A 22262-nucleotide genomic window follows, 5' to 3' on the forward strand; every position below is an offset into this window, starting at 1 on the left:
CGCAGGCTAACCCAGGTGTCGAGTGGTGGACAAAGTGTGGCGTCGAGTTGTACTCACGGTACGGAAAGTCGGCAGGAGTCTGCATGCCCGGGCTCGACAGGGGTACTGGGTTCAGTTTCCCCATCGGGCCGGCCGGTCGGCGTTCGGCCGTTGTGGCGCGATGCTCAGAATGCGAGCGCGGCTGGAGGGTAATTGCTGCTGTGGAGCGGGCGGGCAGGCCGTCCGCACGCGGGCTCATGACCCGTCATCGGCACCCGTCATCGGCTCGGGGAGGAAGGAGCGGTGTGGTCATCGACGGAATCTGGTCGTACTCACCGGACAGCGGTTACGCGGAGGGACAGGAGCTCACGGGCTACACCGTGGCGGCGACCGACGGCACGATCGGTCACGTGGACCGACAGGCCGACCACTTCGGAATGCGGCACCTGGTCGTGGACACCGGGGTGTGGGTCTTCGGCCGAAGCGCCCTGGTCCCGGTCGGCGTCGTGACGGGTGTCGACACCGAGGGCCGGAAGATATCCCTGTCGTGCACGCGGGGCGAGGTGAAGGCGGCGCCCCGGTTCCGGACGGACAGCGAGACCATGGACGCGGCCTATCTGACGAGCGTCGGCGACTACTACCACCGGCTGCCGCCGCGCGAGACGACCACCACCTGACCGGGACGGCCGAAGGCCGTACAGAGCGCACACCGGCATCGGGCGGGAGAAGCCGATGCCCCGAGCGGGAGCCCGCGTCACGAGCGTGCCCCGCCGAGGCTCTCCGCGCGGCCGTCGACCGGATTGGTGCGGTCGACGGCCGCGCGGACTTCGACCGGCCGCACGGGCCGCACGCCCGGCGGGCCCACTGGACGAACGGTGAGGCTCGCGGTGGTGGCGGAGGCGGGCGACGAGAACGGGAAAGGCTGATCGAGGTGACAGGAACGGCAGGGTTCTTCGACCAGGCCGACGAGGTCGAGACCGTGACCGAGAGCGTGACGGAGGCGCTTCGGGCAGTGACGAAGCCGTGAGGCCCGACGAAGCCGTGACGGCGGCGGACCGCACCCTGACCGAGACCCGGACGGCGCCCAGGGTGGCGACCGCCGCTGCGGCACGCGCGTACGCGCAGTCGGTGGTTCGCGAGCAGTGGGGCGCGCAGTCCCGCACCGTGCGGGAGGAGGACCTCATCGACCTGCAGCTGGTCGTGTCGGAACTGGTCACGAACGCCATCCGGCACGGTGACGGACTGGCCGGGTTCGACGTCTCGCCCACGGCCGAAGGAGTCCGGCTGGCCGTCCACGACCACAGTGCGACGGTGCCCGACGTGGCCTATGGATCTGGCGCCCTGCCCGTCGGGCACCATGGCAACGGCTATGGCTGGCCATTGATCATTCGTCTCGCCCGTGAGATCGGCGTCGAGATGCGGCCCGAGGGCGGCAAGACGATCAGCGTGTTCGTGCCGTTGCGCGAGGTGTCCGGCTGAGAGACGTCTCACCAGACGTCTCACCAGGGAAGGAAGACGTGGATCTCCTTGCCGCGCTCACTGGTGACGACGCTGACCTGGTCGCACAGCGTGTGGATCAGATGCCATCCGATACCGCCCCCACCCTGACTGGGGTGGAAGGGGCGGGGCGCCGGAGGCGTCGTGTTCGTGTCCTGCATGACCACGTGAACGCCGTCGAAGGTCCGGCGCATGGACAGCTCGAAAGGACCCGGCGCGTACTGGACCGCGTTGGCGGCCAGCTCCGTGACCACAAGGAGAATGTCGTCCCAGTACTCCGGAGTAGCCGGCGGCGCGGTACGTGCCAGATCGGAGAGGAATTTCTCCGCTTCGAGGCGTGCGCCCGTCACATTGCGCAGCTCGCCCGAGAAGCGGCTGCTGCGGCTCGGGATCTCCTTGGAAGCCAGTGTGTCGTCCCTATGCGGCTCGCTTGCCATCTCGCCTTCCCGGCCCGGCGTCTGCAGGGCTGTAGTCCTTCCCCTTGCGCCCCCACCGTTTGCTAGTTCCCAGGCGGACGGAGCCTACGCGCGCCGACGCGATCAGACTCGCGAACCAGGTACCGCCGTCGGGAGCCTGTCGCCGCGGATCCGGGGCAGAGGGACGCGGAAAGACCTCGTAGGACACGACGAACGGAGGGTGACCCGTGCTCGCCATAGCAGCGGCAGTACTGTTCTTCATCGCGTTCCTGATCAACGCGGCCGAGATCTCGACCAACGACGTCTTCACGTCGACGAACGTCATGCTTCTCGGCCTCACCGTGCTGGCCCTGCACCTCGCCGGGGTGGGCACTTCCTGGGCGGCACGCGGCCGCAGGCGCTGAAAAGCGGAACCAGGAATTTCGGAATTGTGCGTGGGCTGGTTTTCCCCGGCAGGAAATCACGCTCCTGTGCTTCAGGGCAACTCGCCGGTGTGCAAGGCGTGTTGAAGGGAACTCGGACGGTAATCCAAACACCGGAAACACCGGACAGTGGGAGAATGTGATGACGAGTTACGGCAGTTCCCCTGCCGCGTCCTCCAGGTCACGCACCAATGGTCTGGCTGTCGCGAGCCTCATCTGCGGAATTATCGGACTGCTCTTCTTCAACGTGGTTCTCGGCCCGGTGGCGATCGTGCTGGGCGCCGTGGGACTGCGTCAGGCAGGGGCCAAGGGCGGGGCGGGCATGGCCAAGGCCGGCATCGTTCTCGGCATCCTCGACCTGGTCGTCTTCGGGGTCCTGCTCGCGCTGGCCGCGTCGAACGGCGGCTTCACCTGGTACGTCGGCGGCTGACCCCCAGCCGTCGTCCCGGCCAAAAGGGCGCATGCCGCAGTACGGGCATGCGCCCTTCGTCGGGTCCGGCGAGAGAAGGCCGCACGCGCCCACCGCGCCACCGGCCCGCCCTCAGCGGAACACGTTGTCCGCGTCGTCCCAGGCCGACGACTCGTCCGGGACACGGACACGACCGGCCCGTGAGCGCGCCTGGTACATCGCGTCGATCTCGAACGCGTACGTCCGCACGATGAGGTCGCGGCGCAGCTTCATCGACGGTGTCAGTAACCCGCTGGCCACGTCGAAGGGCTCCGGGAGCACCCGGAAGACCCGGATGGACTCCGGCCGCGACACCGCGCTGTTGGCCGCCGCCACCGCCCGCGCGATCTCCTCCCGCAGCGCGTTCTCCTCCCGGGCCTCCCGGCTCGGCGTGTCGCTCTGCAGGGTCAGGGCCGCCCGCCAGTGCGCGAGGAAGTCCGGGTCCAGCGTGATCAGCGCCCCCACGCAGGGGCGGTTGTCGCCCACGACGACCGCCTGGTGGATCAGCGGGTGCATCCGCAGCCGGTGCTCCAGCGCGGCCGGGGCGACGGTCTTGCCGCCGCTGGTGATGATGACGTCCTTCTTGCGGCCGGTGATCGTCAGATAGCCCTCGGGATCCAGCCGCCCGATGTCCCCGGTGGCCAGCCAGCCGCCGTGCAGCGCGGCGCGGGACGCCGGCGCGTCGCCCACGTAGCCCTGGAACATCGACGGCCCGCGCACCAGGATCTCCCCGTCCTCCGCGACCCGGATGTCGGTGCCCGGCAGGGCCTGCCCGACGGTCCCGGACTTCTCCCGGCCCAGCGGCTGCATCGTGATCCCGCCACTGGTCTCGGTGAGGCCGTACCCGTCGTGGACGTAGATGCCGATGCCCTCGTAGAACAGCGAGAGGTCCCGGTTCAGGGGTGAGCCGCCCGAGGTGGCACGTCGTGCCCGGCCGCCGAGCGCGCCACGCAGTCTGCGGTACACGGTCCGCTCGTACAGGGCGTGCTGGAGCCGAAGGTCGAAGCCGGGGCCCGGCCCCTCGCCGAGCCGCTGCCGCTCGCACGCCGCGGCGAAGTCCCGGGCCGTCTCCGCGGCCCGCTCGAAGAGCGCGCCGCGGCCCGACTGCTGGGCCGTGCGCAGGAAGTTCTTGTAGATCTTCTCGAAGACCGACGGCACGGCGTAGAAGTAGGTCGGGCGGAACGACTGCAGCGCCGTCGCCAGCGCCGCCCCGCTCAGCTCGGGCTCGTGCCCCATCAGCAGGCCACCGCGCAGGCACAGCGCCTGGATCATGAGGCCGTACACATGGGAGAACGGCAGGAAGGCCAGCACCGAGCCCTGCTCCCCGGATGGGGCGGTCGTCCGGCCCCAGCCCGCCAGCAGGGTGTCGCAGACGCTCGCGAGACCGCGGTGGCTGAGCGCGCAGCCCAGCGGACGGCCCGATGTGCCGGAGGTGTAGGCGACGACCGCGGTGGAGTCCGGCAGCACGATGCGGCGCAACGAGTCGACCGTGGCCAGCGGGATGAACTCGCCCCGCGCCGCCAGCTCCTCCAGCGCCCCCGAGTCCAGCTGCCAGACGTGCCGCAGCCGGGGCAGGGACGCGCACACCGATCCCACCGTCATCACCGCCTGCTCGTCCTCGACGAGTACGGCGACGCAGGCCGCGTCCCGGAGGATCCACTCGACCTGGTCGCGCGAGGAAGTCGGATAGATCGGCACGACCTCGGCGCCCACGGCCCACAGCGCGTAGCAGACGACCGTCCACTCGTACCGGGTGCGCGCCATGATCGCGACGCGATGCCCCGGCGAGATCCCGGACGCGATCAGCCCCTTGGCCACGCCGACGACCTCGTCCCGCAGCTCTGCGGCGGTCACCTCGTCCCAGCCGGAGGAGGCGGCGTCGGGCCGGCGCGCCAGCACCGGCCGGGTCGGTTGGACGGCCGCCGTGTCGAAGACGCTGTCGGCGAGGCCGCCGGGCGCGGGTGGGGCGGTGGGGGGCGGGGGAGCGACGTCGCGCATGCTGATCCTGACGTGTACGGGGTGTGACTCCGCCGACGAGCACGGTCATCTGCGGTGCTCGAATGTAGCCGAGGTGACCGCGCGGGGTGCCGGGATTCGACAACTGGCCCGGCGTCGGTGATCCGGCCGAGTCCGAGGACTCGAAGCGCATGAGTCACACGAACCGCGATCCCGGGCCCGAGCGCACCACAGGTCCAAAACCGGGCGCCGACGATGTGCCGGGGGAGCCTCCGCAGGCCGAGAGCAGCTTGCCAGGGGCGGGGCTCACCCCTGGGTCTGGCGCACGCATTCGGTGACGACGTCCCTCAGGCTCCCGGTCTCTTCCAGCAGTTCACGCTGCATCCGGTCGCCGTTGCGCCCGCGCAGCAGCTCGGCGCAGGTCTCGCGGGCCCGGTCCAGGTCCCCGCTGTCGGCGAGGGCGTCCTCGACATGCTCCAGCAGCGCCCGGACCACCGTCTCCGCGGGCATCCGCCGCATGGTCGCGGGGTGCAGCAACTCCTCGTTGAGGCCGGAGCGCGCGGCACGCCAGGAGGCCAGCCGCAGCAGGCTCACGCTGTGCCCGGCGGGGTCCACGCCCGCCCGCCACTGTCGTGCGGCGGTCTCGACGAGCCCGCGCGTGAGGGTGGCGACGAGAACCGCGGTTTCGGCCCGCAGGCAGACGTCCGACACCCGGATCTCCACGGTCGGGTAGTTCCGGGAGAGCCGGGCGTCGAAGTAGATCATGCCCTCGTCGAGGATCACCCCCGTGGCCACCATCTCCGAGACCCTGCGGTGATAGCGCTCGGCCGACCGGAAGGGTTCGGTCGGACCGGCCGACGGCCACCGCTGCCACACCCGGCTCCGATAGCTGCTGTAGAGCGTGTCCTGGCCCTGCCAGAAAGGGGAGTTGGCACTCAGCGCGGACAGCACCGACAGCCAGGGCTGGATACGGTCGATGACGGCGACGCCCTCCTCGTCGGACTCCACGGACACATGCACATGACAGCCCATGACCATCTGTTCCTGGGTGGCGATCCCGTACTGCTCCGCCATCCACTGGTACCTGCGGCCCGTGGCCACGGAGGGGCTGACGGGCAGTGGTGACGTGGCCAGCGCGGCGACGGCACAGCCGCTCCCCCCGGCGTGCCGGGCCGCCTCCTTGCGGCAGCGGACGATCTCCGTGCGCAGCTCCTCCATGCCGGACTGCGGATGCGTCGCGAACTCGAGCATCTGGTTGTGCAGTTCCTTCTCGAAGACGTCCTGATCGGGGCCGTCCTGTGCGGCACTGGCGAGGACCGCGGAGGACATCGCCTGCGGTTCGCCCGTCTCCGGGTCGACCAGGAGGAGTTCCTCCTCCACTCCGACGGTGCGCACGTGATGCACCCCTTCTCTGGTCTCTCGGCGGCGGTGACGACCAGCCTGGCCCGGCCGTACGACCCCGACTGCCCCTCCGGAGCCGTCCGAACACCTTCCGTCGCCGTACGGGCCCTACAAGGAGTGCGATGTCAGCCAGACCGTCGCGAGGGGCGGCAGGGTCAGCCGGACGGCGCCGTCCTCGGGCTTGAGCGGCTCGGGGTGGGTGACGTCGCCACCGCCGTACCGGCCGGCGTCGGTGTTGAGGACCTCGTACCAGGCGTCGACGTCGTCCGGGACGGCCAGCCGGTAGTCGTGGCGCACCACGGGGGAGAAATTGGAGACAGCCAGCAGGGGGGAGCCCTCGGCGTCGAACCTCAGGAAGGCGAAGACGTTGTCCTCGGCGGCGTCCCCCACGACCCACCGGAATCCGGACGGGTCGGTGTCGCGCTGCCACAGTGCCGGGGTGTGCAGGTAGACGGTGTTGAGGTCGCGGACCAGGTCACGGACGCCGCGGTGGTCGGCCTCCGCCCCGTACGCCGGGTCCAGCAGCCACCACTCCGGCCCGTGTGCCTCGGACCACTCCGCGCCCTGTGCGAACTCCTGGCCCATGAAGAGGAGTTGTTTGCCGGGGTGGGCCCACATGAAGCCCAGGTAGGCACGGTGGGTGGCGCGCCGCTGCCACCAGTCGCCCGGCATCTTCGACACGAGGGCCTGCTTGCCGTGGACGACCTCGTCGTGCGAGATGGGCAGGACGAAGTTCTCGCTGTAGGCGTACACCATCGAGAAGGTCATCTCGTTGTGGTGGTACTTGCGGTGCACCGGCTCCTTGCCGATGTACTGCAGAGAGTCGTGCATCCAGCCCATGTTCCACTTCAGTCCGAATCCCAGACCGCCGCTGTCGGTCGGCCGGGTCACCCCGCCCCACGCCGTGGACTCCTCGGCGATCGTCACCACCCCAGGGGCCCGCCGGTACACGGTCGCGTTCATCTCCTGGAGGAACGCCATGGCGTCCAGGTCCTCGCGGCCGCCGAACACATTGGGCGTCCACTGTCCCGAGTCACGCGAGTAGTCGAGGTAGAGCATGGAGGCGACGGCGTCCACCCGCAGGCCGTCGATGTGGAACTCCTCGCACCAGTACACGGCGTTGGCGACCAGGAAGTTGCGCACCTCGACCCGACCGAAGTCGAACTCGTAGGTCCCCCAGTCCGGATGCTCCGCCCGCCGGTCGTCTCCCGGCTCGTACAGTGGGTCCCCGTCGAACCGGGCCAGCGCCCAGTCGTCCTTGGGGAAGTGCGCCGGCACCCAGTCCATGATCACGCCGATTCCGGCCCGGTGCAGGGCGTCGACGAGGTACCTGAAGTCGTCGGGGGTGCCGAGCCGGGCGGTGGGGGCGTAGAAGCCGGTGACCTGGTAGCCCCAGGACCCGCCGAAGGGATGCTCGGCGACCGGCATCAGCTCCACATGGGTGAAGCCCAGGTCCTTCACGTACGCCGGCAGCTCCTCGGCGAGCTGACGATACGTCAGTCCGGGTCGCCAGGACGCTAGATGGATCTCGTACACCGAGAACGGTGCCTCGTGCACGGGGACATCGCCACGCCGGGCCATCCACTCCCGGTCACTCCACTCGTAGTGCGACGAGGTCACGATGGACGCCGTGTCGGGCGGCGTCTCGGTGCGGCGGGCCATCGGGTCCGCCTTCAGGAACCGGCCGCCGTACCGGGAGGTGATCTCGAACTTGTACCCCGCCCCCTCGCCGATGCCGGGCAGGAAGAGTTCCCACACACCGGACGAACCGAGGGACCGCATCGGGAACGCCTGCCCGTCCCAGAACGTGAACTCGCCCGCGACCCGCACGCCTCGCGCGTTCGGCGCCCACACCGTGAACCGGGTTCCGGCGACGCCCTCGTGGTTCATCGGCTCGGCACCCAGCGCCTTCCACAGCTGCTCGTGCCGGCCCTCACGAATGAGGTGGAGGTCGGTCTCGCCGAGGGCGGGCAGGAACCGGTACGGGTCGTGCACCTCCTGCTCCTCGTCCGCGTACGCCACCAGCAGTGTGTACGCGGGGATCGCGTCGAGCGGCAGGACGCCGGCGAAGAGCCCGTCGCCCTCCGAGGCCAGCCCGCTGCGCTCGCCGTCGATGACGACGCTCACCGAGCGGGCGAACGGGCGCAGTGCCCGGAAGACGATCCCGCCCGGGACGGGGTGGGCGCCCAGCAGCGCGTGCGGGTCGTGATGGGCGCCCGACAGCAGACGCCCGCGTTCGGCGGGGTCGAGGGGTGGGGCCGTACCGCATCGGGCGGGTCCGGACGGCTCGGGCAGCGAGGTGTCGTCGCGCAGGGCCACGGGTCAGTCTCCTCTCACGGCGAGACGTTCGATCGCCGCCATGGGTACCGGGAGCCAGTTCGGGCGGTGCCTGGCTTCGTAAAGGACTTCGTACACAGCTCGGTCGGTCTCATAGGCACGCAGCAGTCCGTGTTTCTTGCGCGGATCCCATCCGGCGCGGCCGGCGTAGCCCGCGCAGAACGCCTCCCGGCAACGACGCGCCCACTCCGGACGCCACGGGCGTCGCTGGCGGGCCGCGTAGTCGAAGGAGCGCAGCATCCCGGCGATGTCCCGCACCGGGGACTGGACGCCGCGCCGCTCGGCGAGCGGGCGGGACGGCTCGCCCTCGAAGTCGATCACGAACCACTCGCGACCGGCCCGCAGCACCTGCCCCAGATGCAGATCGCCGTGGATGCGCTGGGCCGGCGGGCCAGGGTCGCAGGCGACCAGCGCGCCGAAGGCGCCTCGCAGCCCGGGGACGAACGGCTTGAGGGCCGGGACACAGTGCGCGGCGGCGTCCAGCCGCTCGGTCATCGCCGCCGCCGTCCGGCCGCTCTCGTCGTGGGCACCGGTCGGAAAGGCCGAGGCCAGCGCGAGGTGCACCTCCGCCGTGGCCTGCCCCAGCTGGTGCGCCTGCACGGTGAAGTCGTCACCGGTGGCCAGCGCCCGCAGGGCCAGCGCCCAGCCGTCGGAGGCGTCCCGCAGGTACGGCTGCAGCACCCCCAGCGTGGCCTCCTGCGGATGCGTGGTCCGGAACCAGGCCACCGGGGCGGGCACCCGGCGGCAGCCCTGACCGGCCAGCGCGCCCGGCACCTCCAGATCGGGGTTGATCCCGGGCTGGACGCGTCTGAAAAGCTTCAGGATGAACTCGTCGCCGTACACCAGCGAGGAGTTGGACTGCTCGGCGTCCAGCAGCCGCGGCGGCAGCCCGCCCGGCACCGGCACGGACGGGTCGCCCTCGAAGCGCAGCGGACCGGCGGACCCCGGGTGCCGCAGCCTTTCCAGGAGCAGCTGCGCCGACCGGGGGTCGTGCAGTGCGTCGTAGACCGTCAGATCGGCGAACGGCCCCTGCTCCGCCCGGCCGATGAGTGCCCGGCCCAGACGCGGCGACAGGTGCTTGCGTATGCCGAGCAGCAGTTGGTAGCAGTCGCCGTCGGGGGCGCCGCCGGGGATCGGCGCCGCCGAGCGACCGGTGTGCACCAGCAGGTGCAGACAGCCCGGGAACAGTTCGGTCATCGACAGCAGACCGAGTTCCGTGACGGGCTGGTCCTTGCCCGCGAACCAGCGCTGCCGGGGCAGCCACTCCCGCAGCAGGTCGCCGAGCGACAGCATCGGGTCGGCGACGACCGTATGTCCGGGGCCGAGGAATGCGGTCTTCGGCATGGTGACCCTTCCTTTCGTCGGCACACGCTCAAAGTCGTCGACCGATGCGGGATGCCACTCGGGAGAGCCTGAACCAGTAGAAGCCGTGGCCGCCGAGGGTCAGCAGATACGGCAGTTCTCCGATGGCCGGGAAACGGACGCCGCCGAACAGCTCGACCGGGTGTCGGCCGGAGAACTCCCGCAGATCGAGCTCGGTCGGCTGCGCGAACCGGGAGAAGTTGTTCACGCACAGGACCAGGTCGTCCCCGTTGTCCTCGGTCGAGGGGGCCTCCCGCAGGAAGGCCAGCACCGCCGGGTTGGAGGACTGGAGCTCGGTGAAGGAGCCGAGGCCGAAGGCGGGGTTCTGCTTGCGGATCTCGATCATGCGGCGGGTCCAGTGCAGCAGCGAGGACGGCGAGGCCATCGCCGCCTCGACGTTGGTGACCTGGTGGCCGTAGACCGGGTCCATGATGGTCGGCAGACAGAGCCGTCCGGGGTCGGCCGTCGAGAAGCCGGCGTTGCGGTCGGGGGTCCACTGCATCGGGGTCCGTACGGCGTCCCGGTCACCGAGCCAGATGTTGTCGCCCATGCCGATCTCGTCGCCGTAGTAGAGGATCGGCGAGCCCGGCAGGGACAGCAGCAGGGCGGTGAACAGCTCGATGGTGTCGCGGTCGTTGTCGAGGAGGGGGGCGAGGCGCCGGCGGATGCCGATGTTGGCGCGCATGCGGGGGTCTTTGGCGTACTCCGCCCACATGTAGTCGCGTTCCTCGTCGGTGACCATTTCGAGGGTCAGCTCGTCGTGGTTGCGCAGGAAGATGCCCCACTGGCAGTTCGACGGGATCGCGGGCGTCTTGGCGAGGATTTCCGAGACGGGATACCTGGATTCCCGTCGCACGGCCATGAAGATGCGGGGCATGACCGGGAAGTGGAACGCCATGTGGCATTCGTCGCCGCCGCCGGCGTAGTCGCCGAAGTAGTCGACGACGTCCTCCGGCCACTGGTTCGCCTCCGCCAGCAGCACCGTGTCCGGATACATCGTGTCGATGTCTTTGCGGACCCGCCGGAGGAACTCGTGCGTGGCGGGCAGGTTCTCGCAGTCGGTGCCCTCCTCCGCGTAGAGGTAGGGGACCGCGTCGAGGCGGAAGCCGTCGATGCCCAGGTCCAGCCAGAACCGGAGGGCGGCCAGGATCTCCTCCTGGACCGCCGGGTTCTCGTAGTTGAGGTCCGGCTGGTGGGAGAAGAAGCGGTGGAAGAAGTACTGCTGCCGGACGGGGTCGAAGGTCCAGTTGGAGGCCTCGGTGTCGACGAAGATGATCCGGGCGTCCTGGTACTGCTTGTCGTCGTCGGCCCACATGTAGTAGTCGCCGTAGGGGCCGTCGGGGTTGGTGCGGGACTCCTGGAACCACGGGTGCTGGTCGCTGGTGTGGTTCATGACGAAGTCGATGATGACGCGCATGCCGCGGTGGTGGGCGGCGTCCACGAACTCCACGAAGTCGGCGAGGTCACCGAACTCCGGAAGTACGGCGGTGTAGTCCGAGACGTCGTAGCCGCCGTCCCTCAGGGGTGACTTGAAGAACGGCGGCAGCCACAGACAGTCGACCCCGAGCCACTGCAGATAGTCGAGCTTGGCCGTGAGGCCCTTGAGGTCGCCGACGCCGTCGCCGTTGCTGTCCTGGAAGGAGCGGACGAGGACCTCGTAGAAGACGGCGCGCTTGAACCACTCGGGGTCCCGGTCCTTGGCGGGAGTGTCCTCGAAGGTGTCCTGGACGGGCTCGTTGACGGTCATGACGCGGGGGACCCTCCGATCTGTGGCGAGGCGGCCGTTCGCTGGACGTGGAACACGTGCGCGGGCGCCCGACCGGGCTCCAGCCGCACATAGTTGCTCCTGCTCCAGCGATAGACCTCACCCGCCAGTTCGTCGTGCACGGACACGGACTCGTGCCGTTCCAGGCCGAGCCGCGGCATGTCCAACGAGACCGTGGCCTCCTGGGCGTGGTGCGGATCGAGATTGACGACCACCAGAACCGTGTCCTGGCCGGTCCGCTTGCTGTAGGCGATCAGGGCGTCGTTGTCGGTGTGGTGGAAGTGGATGTTCCTGAGCCGGTGCAGTGCGGGGTGCCGGCGCCGGATGGTGTTGAGTCGGGTGATCAGGGGGCTGAGGCTGCGTCCTTCGTGTTCGGCCGCCTCCCAGTCGCGGGGTTTGAGCTGGTACTTCTCGGAGTCGAGGTATTCCTCGCTGCCCGCTTTGAGGGGGGTGTTCTCGCACAGTTCGTAGCCGCTGTAGATGCCCCAGGTGGGGGAGAGGGTGGCGGCGAGGACCGCGCGGACCTCGAAGGCGGGCCGGCCGCCGTGCTGGAGGTACCCGTGCAGGATGTCGGGGGTGTTGGCGAAGAAGTTGGGCCGCATGTACGAGGCCGCCTCGCCCGACAGCTCGGTCAGGTACTCGGTCAGCTCGTCCTTGGTGGTACGCCAGGTGAAGTAGGTGTACGACTGCTGGAAGCCGATCTGGGCCAGCGTGTGCATCATCGCCGGGCGGGTGAACGCCTCGGCCAGGAAGATCACGTCGGGGTCGGTGCGGTTGACGTCCGCGATCACCCGTTCCCAGAACACCACCGGCTTGGTGTGCGGGTTGTCGACCCTGAAGATCCGCACCCCGTGCGCCATCCAGTGCCGCAGCACCCGCACCGTCTCCGCGATGAGGCCGTCCAGGTCCGCGTCGAAGGCGACGGGGTAGATGTCCTGGTACTTCTTGGGCGGGTTCTCCGCGTAGGCGATCGTCCCGTCCGGCCGGTGGTGGAACCACTCCGGATGTTTCTGCACCCAGGGGTGGTCGGGCGAGCACTGCAGGGCGAAGTCGAGGGCCACCTCCAGGCCCTGCTGCCCGGCCTGCTCCACGAACCACTCGAAGTCCTCGAGGGTGCCCAGGTCCGGGTGGACGGCGTCGTGACCGCCCTCGGGGGAGCCGATCGCCCACGGCACGCCGACGTCGTCGGGACCGGGAGACAGGGAGTTGTTGCGGCCCTTGCGGAAGGTGTGCCCGATCGGATGGATCGGCGGCAGGTAGACCACGTCGAAGCCCATCCCGGCGATCGCGGGCAGCCGCCGGGCGGCGGTGCGGAAGGTGCCGTGCGGCTGCTGCGCGGTGCCCTCGGAACGGGGGAAGAACTCGTACCAGGCGCCGTACAGGGCCCTCTCCCGCTCGACCAGCAGCGGCAGCGGGTCCGAGGCGGTGACCAGTTCCCGCAGCGGATACCGGGCCAGGACCGCGTCCACCTCCGGCGTCAACGCCGCGGCCAACCGGGTCGCGACCGGCAGCGAGTCGTCGCGCAGGACCTCCACCGCGGTCGGCAGAGCGGCCTGCCCCGGCCCCCGCGGCACTCCGGCCGCCGCCCGTTCGTGCAGGTCGGCGCCCTCCTCCAGGACCAGCCCGCAGTCGATGCCGGCCGGAACCTTGATGCGGGCCGTGCGCCGCCAGGTGGACAGCGGATCGCTCCACGCTTCGACGCGGTAGGTCCAGTGGCCCGCGACGTCCGGGGTGACCTCGGCGCCCCAGCGGTCGGAACCGGGGGTCAGCTCCCGCATCGGCGTCCACGGGCCGTGCCGGCCTTCGGGGTCCGTCAGGACGACATTGGCGGAGACCGCGTCATGACCCTCGCGGAACACGGTCGCGGTGACTTCGAACGTCTCGCCGACAACCGCCTTCGCCGGCCGCCTGCCGCAGTCCACGGCAGGCCTGACGTCCCGGACGGGAATGCGGCCGATGGCCGGGAGCGAACTCATATGTGACACCTCCACCGTGCTCGACTGGGCCGGGCGCATGGCCCGGGCAGGGGGAACGAAGCTGCGCCGGAAGGTGTCTACCTTCCGGCGGGAGACCGCCGACTCGATACCGGTGGGCCCCGTCTGGCCACCGGTCGCGGACCGGGTCGCTCGCTCTCCTCCCGGAGGTAGGCGACGAGCGTGGACCGCAGATAGCGTTCCGCGGCGTCCGCGGCCTCGCGTGCGCATCGCTTCCCCATCAGCACGCAGAGGGTGTAGCCCGAGTCCTCGAAGGTGGACCGGATCCGGCAGTCGGCGGGGGCCGCGAGCATCCTGCGTTCCCACGCCCGGTAGCGCCGCAGATGCCGGGCCACTTCGGTTTTGGCCGGTAGCAGCATGGTGCCGTTCACCTTCCCGGGCTCGATGGCGCGTCTCCCGACCGTCGGGCGGCCGTGCGCGGACACGCGCGGATCCGTTGCGGACATCGAGGTCTTCACACATGGTGCATGCGTTGTGACTCAACGTCTTGTTGGATCTTCAATCACCTCGGTCGGGTGCTCGTGTTGCACGAATGGCGTAGCACGCCGACGCTTGAGATGACTCAGAAGCGATCAGTGCTCACGCTTCGTGTCCGGGGCCCGGCCCCGCAGGGGACGAGGCGAAGCGAGAGCTTCGCCGGTGAGGAGCCAACGACGATGAACACCGCAGTGCCCTGCTACTACCACCTCGACCTCGAGGTCAGCCCGGAACGCGTCGGACAGGTCGGGCGCATCCTGGCCGCCCATCTCCGCCATTGGGACCTTGAGCCCCTGGTCGAGCCCGTCTGTCGAGGCACAGAACTGCTGCTGAGGGCCATAGACGAGCACGCCACCGACAAGAACACGTCGATCGAGATGTGGTGGAACGGCCAGCACCTCATCACCGCCATCAGTGAGAACGACTGTGACCTGCGCCCCGACCAGGACCTGCGCGGCTGTCTCGAGCACATCGCCGCGATGAGCGACGGTTGGGGCTGCTGCGCCACCGGCACCGGCAGCAAGGTCATCTGGTTCTCCCAGCGAGCCCGCGCCGGCGAACGCGTCCCGCTGGTGGCCACCGCGCCCGAGCCCGATCTGCGTGAGGTTCTCCAGGTACCGCGAGAGGTCCGGGTCGCGGCCCTGGCCGGACCGGTCAGCACTCCGGACGGCGTCCTGGAGAACGCCCTGTGACCGCGAGACCACGCCGGAAAGGGGTGCCCGCCTGGAGCGGGCACCCCTACCCGTTGGGTGCCGCTCACGACGGCAAGGGCACCAACTTCGCGTTGTTCAGCGAGGTCGCCGAGCGCGTCGACCTGGTCCTCGTCGACGACGACGGTGGCCACCGGCAGGTCCCGATGGCCGAGGTCGACGGGTTCGTGTGGCACTGCTACCTGCCCGGGATCGGACCGGGGCAGCGCTACGGCTATCGGGTGCACGGCCCCTGGCAGCCGCCCCTCGGCAACCGCTGCAATCCGGCCAAGCTCCTCCTGGACCCGTACGCCCAGGCGGTGGACGGTCAGGTGGACAACCACGCCTCCCTCTTCGAGCGCGCGGACGGTCCGTCCCGGTCCGACAGCGCCGGGCACACCATGCTCGGCGTGGTCACCGACCAGGCCTTCGACTGGGGCGACGATCAGCCACTCGGACGGCCGTACGCCGACAGTGTGATCTACGAGGCCCATGTCCGCGGCATCACCGCAACCCACCCCGACGTCCCGCCCGACCTCCGCGGCACCTACGCCGGTCTGGCCCACCCGTCGGTCGTCGAGCACCTGACCTCGCTCGGGGTGACCGCCGTCGAGCTGATGCCGGTCCACCAGTTCGTGCAGGACGGCGTGCTCACGGACCGCGGCCTGTCCAACTACTGGGGCTACAACACGATCGGCTTCTTCGCGCCGCACAACGCCTACGCCGCGCAGGGCACCCGCGGCCAGCAGGTCACCGAGTTCAAGACGATGGTGAAGGCTCTGCACGCGGCCGGCCTCGAAGTGATCCTGGACGTCGTCTACAACCACACCGCGGAGGGCAACGAGAAGGGCCCCACGCTCTCCTTCCGGGGCATCGACAACGCCTCGTACTACCGCCTGGTGGACGGCGACTGGGGGCACTACTACGACACCACCGGCACCGGCAACAGCCTGCTGATGCGGCACCCCTACGTCCTTCAGCTGATCATGGACTCCCTGCGGTACTGGGTCACCGAGATGCACGTGGACGGCTTCCGCTTCGACCTCGCGGCCACGCTGGCCCGGCAGTTCCACGAGGTGGACCGGCTGTCGGCGTTCTTCGACCTGATCCAGCAGGACCCGGTGATCAGTCGCGTCAAGCTGATCGCCGAGCCGTGGGACGTGGGGGAGGGCGGGTACCAGGTGGGCAACTTCCCGCCACTGTGGTCGGAGTGGAACGGCAAGTACCGGGACGCCGTACGGGACTTCTGGCGGGGCGGCGAGCACACGCTCGCCGAGTTCGCCTCCCGGCTGACCGGCTCCTCCGACCTCTACCAGCACACTGGGCGCCGTCCTCGTGCCAGCGTCAACTTCGTCACCGCGCACGACGGATTCACCCTGCGTGACCTGGTGTCGTACGACGAGAAGCACAACGAGGCCAACGGCGAGGGCAACCGGGACGGCGAGAGCCACAACCGGTCCTGGAACTGCGGGGCCGAGGGCGAGACCGACGACCCGGCCGTCCGGGAACTGCGTGCCCGCCAGCAACGCAACTTCCTGGCCACCCTGCTGCTCTCGCAGGGCATCCCGATGCTCAGCCACGGCGACGAACTGGGCCGTACCCAGCGCGGCAACAACAACGCCTACTGCCAGGACAACGACGTCTCCTGGATCGACTGGCGGCTGACCGACGAGCAGCGCGACCTCGTCGACTTCACCCGGCACCTCATCGGGCTGCGCGCCGTCCATCCCGTGCTGCGCAGGCGCCGCTTCTTCCGCGGGGAGACCGTGACCCACGCGGGCCAGCCGCTGCCCGACCTGGTGTGGCTGCTGCCGGACGCGCGCGCGATGAGCGACGAGGACTGGCAGCGCTCCGACGCCCACTCGGTCGGGGTCTTCCTCAACGGCGACGCCATCGCCGAACCCGACCCGTGCGGGCGGCCCGTCGTCGACGACTCGTTCCTGCTGCTGCTCAACGGCTACTGGGAGCCGGTGGAGTTCCGGCTGCCGGACGTCACCTACGGCGAACGGTGGACGACGCTGATCGACACCGCCGAGACACAGGGCACCGACGAGTCCGAGCACAAGGCGGACTCGGCGGTGACCGTCGAGGCGCGCAGCCTGGTACTCCTGTCAAGACCCTCAGGCACCCGCGGGTGAGGCGGGTTGGCGCGGAAGGCTGGGGGCGGGGGCATCACGCCCCTATAGGGGCGCGGGGAACCGCGCGACCAGCCAACACGGACCCGCAGCCGAGGCACGGCCTCACCGATACGGCGTCGCATGACCCGGCTCCCTCAGCCGGAGGCGGGGTCAGCGTTCGCGGCGCGAGGTCACCGTGAACTGTGCCCCGTCCGGGTCGCGCAGTACGGCCTCGTCGCTGCCCTTCGACAGCACGCTGCCGCCGTGCACCTCCGCGGCCCGTGTGCAGGCCGACACGTCCGCGACCGCGAAGTGGACCTGCCAGTGCGGCCGGATCGTCGGATCGGGAGCCGACCCCAGCGCCCCCGACTCGATCCGGGCCACGATGTCCCCGCGGCTGCGCAGCACGACCTCGCCGCCCTCGTAGTGGACCTCGCAGCAGCCGGGGTGCTCCGACGCCCAGTCGAGGACCTCGCCGTAGAAGATGGCCGCGTCGAAGGCGTCCCGGGTGTGGAGCCTTATGAAGGCGGGCTGGGCCTCCCGCCAGCTCTCCCAGTCGGCGATCAGCTCACCCTCCCAGATGCCGAAGGTGGCGCCGTCCCGGTCGGCCAGCAGAGCCGCCCGTCCGGGCGGGAGGGACAGCGGCCCGACCGCCGTCGTGCCGCCGCGTTCCTGCGCCCGCGACGCGGCCTCGTCGGCGCTGGGCACGGCGAAGTAGGGAGTCCAGGCGACGGCCATCTGCCACATGCTGGCCACCGCGGCGATCCCGGCCACCGGGGTGCCGTCCGCCAGCGCCATGCGGAAGCGGTCACCGAGCCTCGCCCGCTGCCACTGCCAGCCCAGCACGGCCGTGTAGAACCCCACGGTCGCATCCACGTCGCGGCTGGTCAGGCTCACCCAGCAGGGCGCACCGAACACCGAGTGCGTGGACGTGACGTCCTTCGTCGCGCGGTAGGGACTCGCGTGGTGCTTCATGTCAGTCGCGTCCTGCTCTCGTCGGCCGGGGGCCACGGTCTCGTCCCAGTGTCCGACCGGAACCGCTCGGGGCGCCTGCCGAGTACCCCGGTGGCGCCACCGAAACGATGGCCCGTATGCGCCTCGTCGGGTGGCGAGGGACCGGCCGGGTGACAGGATGGAAACGTGTCCCGCGTACCGCACGGGCCCGGCGACGAGTCGGACCGCATCTTCGCACTGCAGGAAGAGGTCGACCAGCTCAAGGAAGCCGTCGCCTCGCACGCCGTCGTGGACCAGGCGATCGGCATGGTCGTCGCGCTCGGCCGGGTCGCCCCCGACCAGGGGTGGGAGGTACTGAAAGACGTCTCCCAGCACACCAACATCAAGCTCCGCGACGTCGCGGAGCTGATCCTCCTCTGGGGACGGGCCGGAGAAATGCCCCCGGAGATCCGCGCGGAGCTCGAAGACGCCCTCGACCGGTACGGGCCCACACAGATCCCGGGAGCGCCGCCGCACGAGTGACGGCGGCGCTCCGCGCGGCTCAGCCGACGTCGGCGAGGACTTCCTCGCGCAGCCGGTCGAAGCAGCCGCTGAGCAGTCGGGAGACATGCATCTGCGAGATGCCGAGCTGCTCGGCGATGGTGCTCTGGGTCATTCCCCGGAAGAAACGCAGATACAGAATGGTCCGCTCGCGCTCCGGCAGCGCCTCCAGGCAGGGCCGGACGGCCACCCGGTCGACGACGGTCTCGAAGGCGGGGTCCGGACCGCCGATCGCGTCCCCCAGGGCGTACCCGTCGGTGCCGGGCATCTCGGCCTCCAGCGACAGCGCGGAGAAGCACTCCAGCGCCTCCATGCCGGTACGGGCCTCGTCCTCGGTCATCTGCGCGTACGCCGCGATCTCCGCCACTGTCGGGGCTCGCCCCGGAATCGTCTGCGACAGCTCCTTCGCGGCCCGTCGCACCCGGTTGCGCAGGTCCTGGACACGGCGCGGGACGTGCAGCGTCCACATGTGGTCGCGGAAGTGGCGCTTGATCTCGCCGGTGATGGTCGGCACGGCGTAGGCCTCGAAGGCGCAGCCCCGCGCCGGGTCGTAGTGGTCGACGGCCTTGACCAGCCCGAGGGCCGCCACTTGGTAGAGGTCCTCCAGGGACTCGCCGCGCCCCCGGAACCGGACCGCGATGCGTTCCGCCATGGGCAGCCAGAGCTCGACCACCGCGTCCCGCAACGCCTTGCGCTCCGGACCGTCAGGCAGCGCAGTGAGCCGTTCGAAGTCGGCAGCGGTGTCGGGGGCGTCGTCGTGCGGGTGCGGCTTCGTTCGGCCAGTGACAGGCATGCTGCCCGCCTCCCTCAGCAGGTGCCGGATGGACAGACTCCGTGGGGGTCCGGGCACGGCCCTCGCGGAGTACACCCGGGGCCCAGCCGGCCGGACTTCCCACGGACGTGCCTCCTGTCCGAAGCACATATGCCCATATTCCCGGCACTAGCGGCTCAAAACAACCCCGGGTATCGCCGTGCCGACCCGCGACCGCCCCGCGCGCAGCTCTTGACCGTCTCTTGGGGTTTATTACCTCTGCTACAGAGGTAATGTCGATCGTGTGGAACCCGATCCCTTCCCGGAGGAGCTGGCCGACGCGCTCGTCGGAGTCCAGCGGCTGATCCGACGCCGACTGCGCCCCCAGATGGCCGCCCCACCGCTGCGCGGGGCCGAGGTGGAGCTGTTGCGCCTCGTCGCGGCACAGCCCGGCATCGGCATCTCGGACGCCGCCAAGGATCTGCACCTCGCGAGCAACTCGGTGTCCACACTGGTCAACCAGCTCGCCCGGGAGGGGTATCTGACCCGTGAGACGGACCCGGCCGACCGGCGGGCCGCGCGACTGCTGCCCACCCCCGCGGCCGAGGCCCGACTCGGCGAGTGGCGCGCACGGCGTGCCGAACTCGTACGAGGCCAGGTCTCCCGGCTCGACGAGGTGGACCAGGAGGCGCTGCGCGCGGCGCTCCCGGCCCTGCGCAAGCTGGCCGGCAACCTGCACGAGGAGGCCGAGGACTCATGACACAGGACGCCGACCCCGCCGTCACCTGCGTGAACCTCGTCTACACCTTCGGTGAGACGACCGCGGTGGACGGCCTCGACCTGACCGTGACGGAGGGTGAGGTGTTCGGGCTGCTCGGCCCCAACGGCGCCGGGAAGACCACCGCCATCCGCTGCATCACCACCCTCCTGCCGGTACCGCCGGGGCAGGTCCGCGTCTTCGGCCGCGACACCGCCAAGGACGCCATGGCCGTACGCCGCCTGCTGGGCTATGTGCCGCAACAGCTGTCCGCCGACGCGGGCCTCACCGGCCGGGAGAACGTCGCCCTGTTCGCCCGCGTCTTCGACGTGCCCCGCCGGGAACGCGCCGAACGCGTCCAACAGGCCCTGTCCGCGGTCGGTCTCACCGACGCCGCCGACCGGCTGGCCGGCACCTACTCCGGCGGTATGGTCCGCCGACTGGAACTCGCCCAGGCCCTGGTCAGCGCGCCCCGACTGCTGATCCTCGACGAACCCACCATCGGGCTCGACCCCATCGCCCGGACCGACGTGTGGGAGCACATCAACGCCGTCCGCGCGGCCACCGGCATGACGGTCCTGGTGACGACCCACTACATGGACGAGGCCGACCAGTACTGCGACCGGGTCGCACTGATGCACCGCGGCCGCGTCCGGGCGCTCGGCACCCCGACCGAGCTCAGGAAGGGACTCGGTGAACGCCGGCGTGCGGCCGGCGCCCCGGCCACGGCCCCGCTGCCCACGCTGGAGGACGTCTTCCGCGACATCGCCGGCAGCGGTCTCGACGACCAGTCAGGAGGTTTCCGCGATGTCCGAAGCACCCGCCGAACTGCGAACCGCGTCGGCTGACCGCGCCCGCGAGGACGGCATCGGCCTGCTGGTGCAGCCGCCCCGACCCCGCGCGGGGTGGCGCGTGTTGCCTGCCCGGGTCGTCGCGATGTGCGCCGTCGAACTGCAGAAACTGCGCCACGACCGCACCGAGTTGTACACCCGCGCGGTCCAGCCGGCCCTGTGGCTGCTGATCTTCGGTCAGACCTTCACCCGGATCAAGGCGATCCCCACGCAGGGCATCCCCTACGTCGACTACCTGGCGCCCGGCATCATCGCCCAGTCCGCGATGTTCATCGCGATCTTCTACGGCATCCAGATCATCTGGGAACGGGACGCCGGCATCCTGAACAAGCTGCTGGTCACGCCCACCCCACGCTCGGCGCTGATCACCGGCAAGGCGTTCGCGGCCGGGGTGAAGTCGCTGATCCAGGCCGTGGTCGTCATCGTCATCGCCGCGCTTCTCGGGGTCGCCCTGACCTGGAACCCGCTCAAGCTCCTCGGCGTCGCCGCAGCGGTGATCCTCGGATCGGTCTTCTTCTCCTGCCTGTCGATGACCATCGCCGGCGTCGTGCTCAGCCGCGACCGGCTGATGGGAATCGGGCAGGCGATCACGATGCCGCTGTTCTTCGGCTCCAACGCCCTCTACCCGCTGTCCGTCATGCCGGGCTGGCTCCAGGTGGTCAGCAAGGGCAACCCCCTCAGCTATCAGGTCGACGCTCTGCGCGGCCTGCTCCTGGGGACGCCCGCGCATCTGGCGCTCGACTTCGCGGTGCTGTTCGTGGCCGCCGCGCTCGGCATCACCGCGGCCTCCTCGCTGCTGGGCCGGCTGGCACGCTGAGCGGCGGCCGGAAAGTGATGTGCGGCACGCGCCGGGAACAGGTCGCCCGCCCGGTCGGCGGATACCTGCTGCGCACGGCTTGATCAGCGATCAAGGGGACGAAATCGCTGGCCACAGCTCATTCTGCTCATTTGACAGTGCGCTGAGCACCCAGATAGGAAGCAGCTCTCTGAGGTCGGAGAGGTGCACTGTGTACGAGCCGAACGTGGTCGGGGACTGGCAGGAGTACGACGAGCATGCCGGTCTGCGTGTCCGCGTCCACAGCCTGGAAGCGGCCGAGCCGCCGCGCGGACGGGACGACGCGGCCGAGGGGCTCGCGTACTTCCGGCTGCGCGTCACCGTGGAGAACCGGGGCGACCGCCACCTCGGTATCCACCTGGAGGACGGTCAGATCGACGTGCGGATCGGGCCCGACGGCGAGAGCGCGTTCATCGACTGGCGCAACTCGCAGTTCATCGAGGGCTTTGACGTCTACCCGCTGCGCCGGGCCACCGCCGTGCTGTACGCGGCCGGCCCGGAGGCGTCCCTGAGCCAGGTGGACATCCAGATCCAGCTGCGGGTCGACGAGGAGTGGGCGGACCGTCGGCTGTGGGCGGGCGGTATCGGACTGCAGGAGGGGGCCGTCGGCACCGGCACGGTGCGTGAGGGCCTCGCCTGTCAGGTGAGCAACTTCCTGCGCGACCAAGCCGAAGAGGGCACCGCCTGACCTGGGCCCGCCCCTGAGGGCGGGCC

General features: G+C 70.1%; 21 protein-coding genes. 11 read left to right on the forward strand and 10 right to left on the reverse strand.

Annotation, left to right across the window (positions count from 1 at the left end):
* The first annotated feature begins 284 nt into the window (after window positions 1-284).
* Both OHA64_RS45490 and OHA64_RS45495 read left to right on the forward strand, forming a co-directional pair.
* Window positions 285-656 carry a PRC-barrel domain containing protein gene (locus OHA64_RS45490; protein WP_405623132.1) on the forward strand — a complete coding sequence of 124 codons (372 nt, stop codon included), beginning with the start codon at window positions 285-287 and terminating at the stop codon, window positions 654-656.
* Window positions 657-1002: 346 nt separating this feature from the next.
* Window positions 1003-1458, forward strand: coding sequence for an ATP-binding protein (locus tag OHA64_RS45495; protein WP_405623133.1), 456 nt, complete (start codon window positions 1003-1005; stop codon window positions 1456-1458).
* A 20-nt stretch (window positions 1459-1478) separates the two neighbouring features.
* Here OHA64_RS45495 and OHA64_RS45500 read toward each other — a convergent pair whose 3' ends face one another.
* Window positions 1479-1913, reverse strand: coding sequence for an ATP-binding protein (locus OHA64_RS45500; RefSeq protein ID WP_405623134.1), 435 nt, complete (start codon window positions 1911-1913; stop codon window positions 1479-1481).
* 206 nt (window positions 1914-2119) lie between these two features.
* Between OHA64_RS45500 and OHA64_RS45505 the strand changes: the two genes are divergently transcribed.
* The gene (locus tag OHA64_RS45505) at window positions 2120-2296 is read left to right on the forward strand and encodes a hypothetical protein (RefSeq protein WP_107056526.1); all 177 of its coding nucleotides are present in this window, start codon (window positions 2120-2122) and stop codon (window positions 2294-2296) included.
* A gap of 160 nt (window positions 2297-2456) precedes the next feature.
* The gene (locus tag OHA64_RS45510; RefSeq protein WP_405623135.1) at window positions 2457-2744 is read left to right on the forward strand and encodes a DUF4190 domain-containing protein; all 288 of its coding nucleotides are present in this window, start codon (window positions 2457-2459) and stop codon (window positions 2742-2744) included.
* Window positions 2745-2855: 111 nt separating this feature from the next.
* Here OHA64_RS45510 and OHA64_RS45515 read toward each other — a convergent pair whose 3' ends face one another.
* The 7 genes from OHA64_RS45515 to OHA64_RS45545 form a co-directional block, all read right to left on the reverse strand.
* The gene (locus tag OHA64_RS45515) at window positions 2856-4760 is read right to left on the reverse strand and encodes an AMP-dependent synthetase/ligase (RefSeq protein ID WP_405623136.1); all 1905 of its coding nucleotides are present in this window, start codon (window positions 4758-4760) and stop codon (window positions 2856-2858) included.
* Between the two features lie 264 nt (window positions 4761-5024).
* Complete coding sequence (locus OHA64_RS45520; protein WP_405623137.1) at window positions 5025-6113, reverse strand: glutamate--cysteine ligase; 1089 nt, start codon at window positions 6111-6113, stop codon at window positions 5025-5027.
* Between the two features lie 114 nt (window positions 6114-6227).
* On the reverse strand, window positions 6228-8438 hold the full coding sequence (gene glgB / locus OHA64_RS45525; RefSeq protein WP_405623138.1) for a 1,4-alpha-glucan branching enzyme: 2211 nt from the start codon (window positions 8436-8438) through the stop codon (window positions 6228-6230).
* Between the two features lie 3 nt (window positions 8439-8441).
* Window positions 8442-9800, reverse strand: a complete 1359-nt coding sequence (locus OHA64_RS45530) for a maltokinase N-terminal cap-like domain-containing protein (RefSeq protein WP_405623139.1) — start codon at window positions 9798-9800, stop codon at window positions 8442-8444.
* Window positions 9801-9828: 28 nt separating this feature from the next.
* The gene (gene treS, locus OHA64_RS45535; RefSeq protein WP_405623140.1) at window positions 9829-11565 is read right to left on the reverse strand and encodes a maltose alpha-D-glucosyltransferase; all 1737 of its coding nucleotides are present in this window, start codon (window positions 11563-11565) and stop codon (window positions 9829-9831) included.
* A complete protein-coding gene (locus tag OHA64_RS45540; protein WP_405623141.1) occupies window positions 11562-13559 on the reverse strand; it encodes a maltotransferase domain-containing protein in 1998 nt (665 codons plus the stop codon). Before OHA64_RS45540 ends, treS begins: the two co-directional genes overlap by 4 nt.
* 77 nt (window positions 13560-13636) lie before the next feature.
* Window positions 13637-13936, reverse strand: coding sequence for a DUF5133 domain-containing protein (locus tag OHA64_RS45545; RefSeq protein ID WP_405624388.1), 300 nt, complete (start codon window positions 13934-13936; stop codon window positions 13637-13639).
* 297 nt (window positions 13937-14233) lie between these two features.
* Between OHA64_RS45545 and OHA64_RS45550 the strand changes: the two genes are divergently transcribed.
* Window positions 14234-14746, forward strand: coding sequence for a pep a2 (locus tag OHA64_RS45550; RefSeq protein WP_405623142.1), 513 nt, complete (start codon window positions 14234-14236; stop codon window positions 14744-14746).
* A complete protein-coding gene (gene glgX / locus OHA64_RS45555; protein ID WP_405623144.1) occupies window positions 14743-16881 on the forward strand; it encodes a glycogen debranching protein GlgX in 2139 nt (712 codons plus the stop codon). The genes OHA64_RS45550 and glgX overlap by 4 nt, the downstream gene beginning before the upstream one ends.
* Window positions 16882-17031: 150 nt before the next feature.
* Here the strand turns inward: glgX and OHA64_RS45560 are convergent, their stop codons facing one another.
* Window positions 17032-17835 carry a VOC family protein gene (locus tag OHA64_RS45560; protein WP_405623145.1) on the reverse strand — a complete coding sequence of 268 codons (804 nt, stop codon included), beginning with the start codon at window positions 17833-17835 and terminating at the stop codon, window positions 17032-17034.
* A 165-nt stretch (window positions 17836-18000) separates the two neighbouring features.
* On the opposite strand from OHA64_RS45560, the gene OHA64_RS45565 reads away from it, so the two are divergent.
* Window positions 18001-18336 carry an ANTAR domain-containing protein gene (locus tag OHA64_RS45565; RefSeq protein WP_405623146.1) on the forward strand — a complete coding sequence of 112 codons (336 nt, stop codon included), beginning with the start codon at window positions 18001-18003 and terminating at the stop codon, window positions 18334-18336.
* A gap of 19 nt (window positions 18337-18355) precedes the next feature.
* On the opposite strand, the gene OHA64_RS45570 is transcribed toward OHA64_RS45565, so the two are convergent.
* Window positions 18356-19147 carry an RNA polymerase sigma factor SigF gene (locus tag OHA64_RS45570; protein WP_405623147.1) on the reverse strand — a complete coding sequence of 264 codons (792 nt, stop codon included), beginning with the start codon at window positions 19145-19147 and terminating at the stop codon, window positions 18356-18358.
* Between the two features lie 262 nt (window positions 19148-19409).
* On the opposite strand from OHA64_RS45570, the gene OHA64_RS45575 reads away from it, so the two are divergent.
* The 4 genes from OHA64_RS45575 to OHA64_RS45590 all read left to right on the forward strand — a co-directional run bounded on the left by OHA64_RS45575 (window position 19410) and on the right by OHA64_RS45590 (window position 22236).
* Complete coding sequence (locus tag OHA64_RS45575) at window positions 19410-19865, forward strand: MarR family winged helix-turn-helix transcriptional regulator (protein ID WP_405623149.1); 456 nt, start codon at window positions 19410-19412, stop codon at window positions 19863-19865.
* The gene (locus tag OHA64_RS45580; RefSeq protein WP_405623150.1) at window positions 19862-20710 is read left to right on the forward strand and encodes an ABC transporter ATP-binding protein; all 849 of its coding nucleotides are present in this window, start codon (window positions 19862-19864) and stop codon (window positions 20708-20710) included. The genes OHA64_RS45575 and OHA64_RS45580 overlap by 4 nt, the downstream gene beginning before the upstream one ends.
* Entirely contained in the window at window positions 20670-21530 is an 861-nt protein-coding gene (locus OHA64_RS45585) for an ABC transporter permease (RefSeq protein ID WP_405623151.1), read from the forward strand. The genes OHA64_RS45580 and OHA64_RS45585 overlap by 41 nt, the downstream gene beginning before the upstream one ends.
* 190 nt (window positions 21531-21720) lie before the next feature.
* Window positions 21721-22236, forward strand: coding sequence for a hypothetical protein (locus tag OHA64_RS45590; RefSeq protein ID WP_405623152.1), 516 nt, complete (start codon window positions 21721-21723; stop codon window positions 22234-22236).
* Window positions 22237-22262: the final 26 nt, after the last annotated feature.

This window comes from Streptomyces sp. NBC_00076 (assembly GCF_045041235.1).
Lineage (GTDB): Bacteria > Actinomycetota > Actinomycetes > Streptomycetales > Streptomycetaceae > Streptomyces.